This is a genomic window from Gilliamella sp. Fer4-1 (assembly GCF_001690515.1).
GTDB classification, from domain to species: Bacteria; Pseudomonadota; Gammaproteobacteria; order Enterobacterales; family Orbaceae; genus Gilliamella; species Gilliamella apicola_C.
Window position 1 is genome coordinate 1 of sequence record NZ_LZGZ01000075.1, and the last position, 6,998, is coordinate 6,998.

The window sequence follows — 6,998 nt, forward strand, 5'->3', positions numbered from 1 at the left end:
AGTCGATATTGTTTTATAACTAATTTTCATTGTTGCTTATTTTCAAATAAACTTTTTTTAAAATAGCCTTATCTTTACCACTAAAGTAGTAATCCTTGAGAGTAGTTATATTCTGTACAAAGTTTCATACAATGTGAGCAAAATAAAAATTAAATGATTAAATTAAAATAAATTTGGAGTTGTTGTATGAGTAAAACCAACCTCGTTATCATTGGTAATGGAATGGTTGGGCATCGTTTTGTTGAAGAGTTAATTGATAAAATGTCGCCTAATCAATTTAATATTACTATTTTTTGTGAAGAGCCTCGCCTTGCTTATGATCGCGTTCATCTTTCCTCTTATTTTTCCGGTCATACTGCTGAAGCACTTTCTTTAGTGCGTGAAGGGCTATATGAAGAAAATGGCATTAACATATTACTTAATGAACGCGCTATTTTAATCAATCGTCAGCGTAAAGAAGTTCATTCACAGACGGGGCGAATTGTTAGTTATGATAAATTGATCATTGCAACAGGATCTTATGCATGGGTTCCACCGATTAAAGGCGCTAATGGTTTAAATTGTTTTGTTTACCGAACCATTGAAGACCTTGATGCTATTGCTGAATGTGCTAGCCACTGTAAAACGGGGGCGGTTGTTGGTGGTGGCTTGTTGGGGCTTGAAGCTGCCGGTGCATTAAAAAACTTGGGAATACAAACACATGTCGTTGAATTCGCACCAGTATTAATGGCAGAGCAACTTGATGTAATGGGAGGCGAGCAGTTACGCCGAAAAATTGAAAGTATGGGCGTTAGCGTTCACACTAGCAAAAATACCCAAGAAATTATTCACACACCATCGGGTAAAATTATGCAATTTGCTGATGGCACATCACTTGAAATTGATTTTATTGTTTTCTCAACAGGTATTCGCCCGAATGATCAGCTTGCCAAAGCATGTCAGCTTGAAATTGGCCAACGTGGTGGCATTGTGGTTAATGACTATTGCCAAACTTCTGATCCTGATATTTACGCTATTGGTGAATGTGCTTGTTGGCAAGGCAGAGTATTTGGTTTAGTTGCACCAGGATATAAAATGGCGCAGGTTGCCTTGGCGCATTTAATGGGTGAGCAAACTCCATTTGAAGGCGCAGATATGAGCGCTAAATTAAAATTAATGGGAGTAGATGTCGGCAGTATTGGTGATGCTAAAGCGAAAACAATCGGTAGCCGTAGCTATGTTTATTTAGATGAAACTGTTCCTGTTTATAAAAAATTAGTTGTCTCTCAAGATAATAACAAGTTATTGGGCGCAGTGCTTGTTGGTGATACTTCAGACTATAGTAATTTATTACAATTAATGCTTAATGATATGGATCTGCCGGAGCACCCCGATACTCTGATATTGCCTGCTCATGCAGGAGCAAAACCTACGATGGGCGTTGAAGCGCTTCCTAATTCGGCTCAAATTTGTTCTTGTTTTGATGTAACGAAAGAAAAAATTGTTAATGCAATTAATGCAGGTTGCCATACCGTTGCAGCAATAAAAGCCGAAACGAAAGCAGGCACTGGGTGTGGGGGGTGTATTCCCTTAGTGACCCAAATCCTTAATATGGAATTAGCTAAACAAGGGATCGAGGTTAGTCACGCATTATGTGAGCATTTTAAATATTCTCGTCAGGAGTTATACCATTTAATTCGTGTTGAGGGTTTAACGTCATTTGATCAAGTGATTAAAAAACATGGTCAGGGCTATGGTTGTGAGGTTTGTAAACCTACCGTTGGATCGTTATTAGCCTCAAGTTGGAATGATTATATTCTTAAAGATGATTTAATCCCTTTGCAAGATAGTAATGATATTTTCTTGGGAAATATTCAAAAAAATGGTACTTATTCGGTGATTCCGCGTAGCGCGGGTGGTGAAATTACGCCAGAAGGGTTAATTGCTGTTGGTCAAATAGCTAAAAAATATCACCTCTATTCTAAAATTACTGGTTCACAACGTATTGGCTTATTTGGTGCGCAAAAAGATGATCTTCCTGCTATTTGGAAGGAGCTTATTGATGCCGGTTTTGAAAGTGGCTATGCGTATGCTAAAGCATTAAGAATGGCAAAAACTTGTGTTGGTAGCACATGGTGCCGATATGGTGTGGGTGATAGCGTTGGTTTTGGCGTTGAGTTAGAACATCGCTATAAAGGTATTCGGGCACCGCATAAATTTAAGTTAGGTGTATCAGGTTGTACCCGTGAATGTGCCGAAGCCCAAGGTAAAGATATTGGTGTGATTGCTACAGAGAAAGGGTGGAATCTTTACGTTTGTGGTAATGGTGGTATGAAGCCTCGCCATGCTGATTTACTTGCGGCTGATCTAGATAAAAATACGCTAATTCAATATATTGACCGTTTTCTTATGTTCTATATTCGTACCGCTGATAAATTACAACGTACATCCGTCTGGCTTGAAAATCTAGAGGGCGGTATTGATTATTTGCGTAGTGTTATTGTTGACGATAAGTTAGGGATTAATGCTGAACTAGAAAGCGAAATGGCGCGCTTACGTAAATTAATGGTGTGTGAGTGGAAAAAGACGGTTGAAAATCCTGAAAATCAAGTTCGATTTGCTCACTTTATTAATTGTAATCAGCGTGATGAAAATGTGCAAATTGTAGCGGAGCGCGATCAGCATCGACCTGCTACAGCAGAAGAACGTAAAATAATGTTAGGGGAATAGTATGAGTCAATGGATAACGGTTTGTAAGCTTGATGATATTTTGCCAGGCACCGGAGTTTGTGCGCTTGTTGGTCATGATCACGTTGCTATTTTTCGTCCATATAATAATGCTGATCTTTATGCGATTAGTAATATTGATCCTTTTGCTAAGGCCAGTGTGTTATCGCGAGGCATTATTGGACAGCATGAAAATGAGCTATATGTTGCCAGCCCACTAAAAAAACAGCGTTTTCGTTTAAAAGACGGTTATTGTTTGGATGATGAACAATATTCTATCGCCTATTATCAAGTGAATGTTAATGATGATGGTACTGTGCAGGTTAAATCAAATTAAATATCTTTTTAAGAGGGTAAAAATATGTATACAGAGACAATCAATAAATGTGCTGCTAATGCAGCGCGTATTGTTCGCTTGGCAAAAACCAATCCATTCGGTTTTTGGGTAAGTTCAGCCATGGCGGGCGCTTATGTAGGTTTTGGTATTATTTTAATTTTTACTTTGGGTAATCTGGTTGAACCTTCAATAAGACCTTTAGTTATGGGGGCGACATTTGGGATCGCATTAACGTTAGTGGTAATTGCTGGATCAGAATTATTTACTGGGCATACCATGCTTTTAACGCTTGGGGTGAAATGCAAACAAATTACACACACGCAGATGTGGTTAGTATTGCCACAAACATGGCTGGGGAATTTAATCGGTTCAATTTTTGTTGCGGCACTGTATTTTTATGCTGCAACGCCTTTATTATCTACCGATACTAGCCTTGTGCATACCGCAGCTTTAGCAAAAACATCGGCTGCGGCTTGCCCATTATTTTTTAGAGGTGTGTTATGTAACTGGCTAGTTTGTTTAGCAATTTGGATGGCTAATCGTGTTGAAGGGTCTGCAAAATTTATTGCAATTTGGTGGTGCTTGTTAGCATTTATCGCTTGTGGTTATGAGCACTCAATCGCCAATATGACGCTTTTTTCGCTTTCTTGGTTTGGTAACCATAGTGATGCTTACACGCTAACTGGAATTGGTCATAATCTATTATGGGTATCATTAGGAAATATTGTTTCTGGTGCGTTATTTATGGGGCTTGGATACTGGTATTCAACGCCTAGAGCTGAGCGACCTTAATTACTGCTGAATAAAAATTTGGTTATTCAACTCATTAGCTTAAATCGGAGGGGCGATATAGCGAATTTCCCCTCTTTCAATAAAGAATATTTAATTAGCATTGCGTTTGGCGTTGATTGTTACAAGTCATACAAAATAGCAAGGTAATTAAACACAGAATAATGCATAGAGTGCTATTGTTAGATTGATTATCAGTAAATTGTTAAAAAGATGTTTTATTTTGAGGTGTTATGGATTATTTCCCCTTATTTTGTAAGTTAGAAAACCGTGATTGTTTGTTAGTCGGTGGTGGTGAAGTTGCTGAACGTAAAGCGCGGCTATTACTTGAAGCGGGCGCACGTCTTACGGTTAATTCTCAATCGTTTAATGAGCAATTTATGTGTTGGCATGAACAACAGCAACTTACCCTAGTTCAAGGGGAATTTAATGCACAATTACTTGATAATAAGTGGCTGGTTATTGCTGCCACAGATTGCCAAGATATTAACCAAAAAGTGAGCCTTGAGGCTGAAAAAAGGTGTGTTTTTTGTAATGTGGTTGATTCTCCTAAGGAGGCTAGTTTTATTATGCCTTCAATTATCGATCGCTCGCCTATTATGGTAGCCGTATCTTCAGAGGGGCATGCTCCTGTTTTGGCTAGATTATTGCGTGAGAAATTAGAATCTATTTTGCCCGAACATTTAGGAAAACTGGCTAAATATTCCGGTTATTTGCGCAATAAAGTTAAAAAAACCTATCAAACAATCACTGAGCGCCGTCGTTTTTGGGAAAGGTTGTTTTCTCATGACAGGTTGGCTCAAGCAATTGCAAATAATGATTCTGAGCGTGTTGAGAAGCTCACTAATGAGTTATTTGATGCCTCGCTTGATTCTCGAGGTGAGGTTGTGTTAGTCGGAGCGGGTCCTGGTGATGCTGGGTTATTGACTTTAAAAGGATTACAACAGATCCAGCAGGCAGATATTATTGTCTATGATAGATTAGTCTCAGATGAAATTATGAATCTTGCTCGCCGAGATGCTAAACGTATTTTTGTTGGTAAACGAGCCGGATTTCATTGTGTACCTCAAGAACAAATCAATCAAATTCTTTTACAGCAAGCTAAAAAAGGTAAGCGTGTTGTGCGTTTAAAAGGTGGCGATCCGTTTATTTTTGGTCGAGGTGGTGAAGAGTTAGAAACATTATTTAACGCTGATATTCCTTTTTCGGTCGTGCCAGGCATTACGGCAGCGTCGGGGTGTTCTGCTTATAGCGGCATTCCATTAACGCATCGAAGTTACGCGCATAGTGTACGGTTAATTACAGGGCATTTGAAAGATGGTAGCCACCTTGATTGGCAAAGTTTAGCAGCCGAAAAACAAACACTGGTTTTTTATATGGGTTTATCTCAAGCTGCAAACATCGAAAAACAGTTAATTAAGCATGGTATGGATGCAAATACGCCAGTTGCCATTGTAGAAGAAGGTACAACAACGAAGCAAAAAGTTATATCGGGTTTGTTATGTCATTTAACGCAACTATCATTACAAGCTTGTAGTCCGAGTTTAATTATTATTGGCCCGGTTGTGGCATTACGTGAAAAACTGAGTTGGTTTTCTGATAGTAATGGGAACAGCTAAATTAGTTTTAGTTGTGCGCAATGCTACGATTGTATTTTTTCGTTACTTATAAAAGGTTCAGTTATTCACTTTAAAAAATGGCTAATGAGATGAATCATTAGCCAATGAATAAAGTATCTACTAATTTAATACAGTATCTACTAATTTAATACGGCATGGTGCCTGCTAAATAATAAGACAAAATATTAGGTCGGTGTATCGACATCATCCCAATCCGCATTTTCAAAGCAAGTTAACCAATTTAATGCATAATGGCGCTCTTGAATAACGTCACTTATTATTGAAGCGGGTGGTTGCTTATCTTTCATTTGATAATCTGTGGTTATCCAATGTAAGCGGTAATGTAAATCTAAAGCATCTAACAATTCACTAACTGGTCTTAAGGTTACTGTAGAATTATCTTGCTCACAGTGTTGCATCCCTTCGTCAACTAACGATGAAACATTACAGATGGTATCAGCAAAAGGAAGCTCAGATTGCCACTTGATTGCCCATTGTAAAGGTAATAGTGCCTCATATTTCCAAGACATATCTATTACATCTTGCTCTGTTGGTTGCTCGCTATAAATAAAGTCACGTTCATTATTTGATAAAGCCGCAAACCCCGTTGGGCAACGTTCTTTAAATTCCATCGGATTAATCGGATCATTTTCTCGAAAACTTTCGGCTTGAATACCTGTTAACATTATCGCTAAAGCACGTGCAGCGACTTCTTCTGGTGTTCTAAGTATGACTTCTGATTCAGCAATAACCGGTGGTAAATGTGTCGGTGTATGCAATCCTAATTTAGCTAAATACTGCTCCGTTTTTGCTTTGCGCTTTAATGCTTCTGGTGGATAAGGCATAACTGCATCTAAATCAATATCCCCATCAGGATCTTGTAAGACATCTCCATCAGGATTTCGAATCGTGCCATCTGGCATAAATATAATGGCATTTACCTGCCACCCCCAAGTGGTAAATTCATTGAAATTATCTTCTTCAATCTCAAAGGTCCATTGGTGTTTAATTCGTTGGATATGGCGATACAAAGCATAACGACGTGAATTCATCTGCCCATCGCCTGCTTGCATGACATAACCGATAAAACCATCAAGGTGTTTCATCAATTCAGGATCATCTAATCCACGATGACATAAACGTTCACAAGGGAAATCAATGGCTGGTGGGTGAGTGACTGTAGAATAAGCATTAATCAATATTGGCATTTCAAACATTCCTATTGTAGATTTTATGTGTATGGCTATAAATAGCAGCTATTTATTTGCACAATTCTATTATAAGTTATCATATCTTTCTAGTTTTCAATGCGTTGTTTGATTTTTGTCATGTTTGTTATTTTGTTAAATGAATAATGTTATTTACTAATTCGCCGAACAGGAAGTTTTTAGGTTATAAATTGTTTTACTTTATTAAACAAAGATAACGCATAACGATTTATCTATTTTTATTTTTCAATGGCTAAGATTATTCCTTACTTTGTAGATACCATACGGTCATTTCCATTCGTGATTTAAAATTAAGTTTTTTGAATATGCTTTTGATGT

The 6,998-nt window shown here is 37.9% G+C and carries 5 protein-coding genes; 4 read left to right on the plus strand and 1 reads right to left on the minus strand.

The annotated features are described in order from the left end of the window. The first annotated feature begins 186 nt into the window (after positions 1 to 186). The 4 genes from nirB (at position 187) to cysG (ending at position 5,451) form a co-directional block, all read left to right on the plus strand. Entirely contained in the window at positions 187 to 2,709 is a 2,523-nt protein-coding gene (gene nirB / locus A9G30_RS02740; RefSeq protein WP_065587970.1) for a nitrite reductase large subunit NirB, read from the plus strand. A 1-nt stretch (position 2,710) separates the two neighbouring features. Then, entirely contained in the window at positions 2,711 to 3,043 is a 333-nt protein-coding gene (nirD, locus tag A9G30_RS02745) for a nitrite reductase small subunit NirD (RefSeq protein ID WP_065568425.1), read from the plus strand. A 24-nt stretch (positions 3,044 to 3,067) separates the two neighbouring features. Continuing rightward, positions 3,068 to 3,835: a nitrite transporter NirC gene (gene nirC, locus A9G30_RS02750; RefSeq protein WP_065587971.1), complete on the plus strand. Its 768-nt coding sequence runs from the start codon at positions 3,068 to 3,070 to the stop codon at positions 3,833 to 3,835. Between the two features lie 230 nt (positions 3,836 to 4,065). Then, positions 4,066 to 5,451: a siroheme synthase CysG gene (gene cysG / locus A9G30_RS02755; protein WP_065568423.1), complete on the plus strand. Its 1,386-nt coding sequence runs from the start codon at positions 4,066 to 4,068 to the stop codon at positions 5,449 to 5,451. 185 nt (positions 5,452 to 5,636) lie between these two features. On the opposite strand, the gene A9G30_RS02760 is transcribed toward cysG, so the two are convergent. Continuing rightward, positions 5,637 to 6,659, minus strand: coding sequence for a DUF4272 domain-containing protein (locus A9G30_RS02760; protein WP_065587972.1), 1,023 nt, complete (start codon positions 6,657 to 6,659; stop codon positions 5,637 to 5,639). Positions 6,660 to 6,998: the final 339 nt, after the last annotated feature.

Excerpts from the sequence above, each read along its gene's own strand:
- nirB (WP_065587970.1), top strand. The coding sequence starts at position 187 with ATGAGTAAAACCAACCTCGTTATCATTGGTAATGGAATGGTTGGGCAT.
- nirD (WP_065568425.1), top strand. The coding sequence starts at position 2,711 with ATGAGTCAATGGATAACGGTTTGTAAGCTTGATGATATTTTGCCAGGC.
- nirC (WP_065587971.1), top strand. The coding sequence starts at position 3,068 with ATGTATACAGAGACAATCAATAAATGTGCTGCTAATGCAGCGCGTATT.
- cysG (WP_065568423.1), top strand. The coding sequence starts at position 4,066 with ATGGATTATTTCCCCTTATTTTGTAAGTTAGAAAACCGTGATTGTTTG.
- A9G30_RS02760 (WP_065587972.1), bottom strand. The coding sequence starts at position 6,659 with ATGCCAATATTGATTAATGCTTATTCTACAGTCACTCACCCACCAGCC.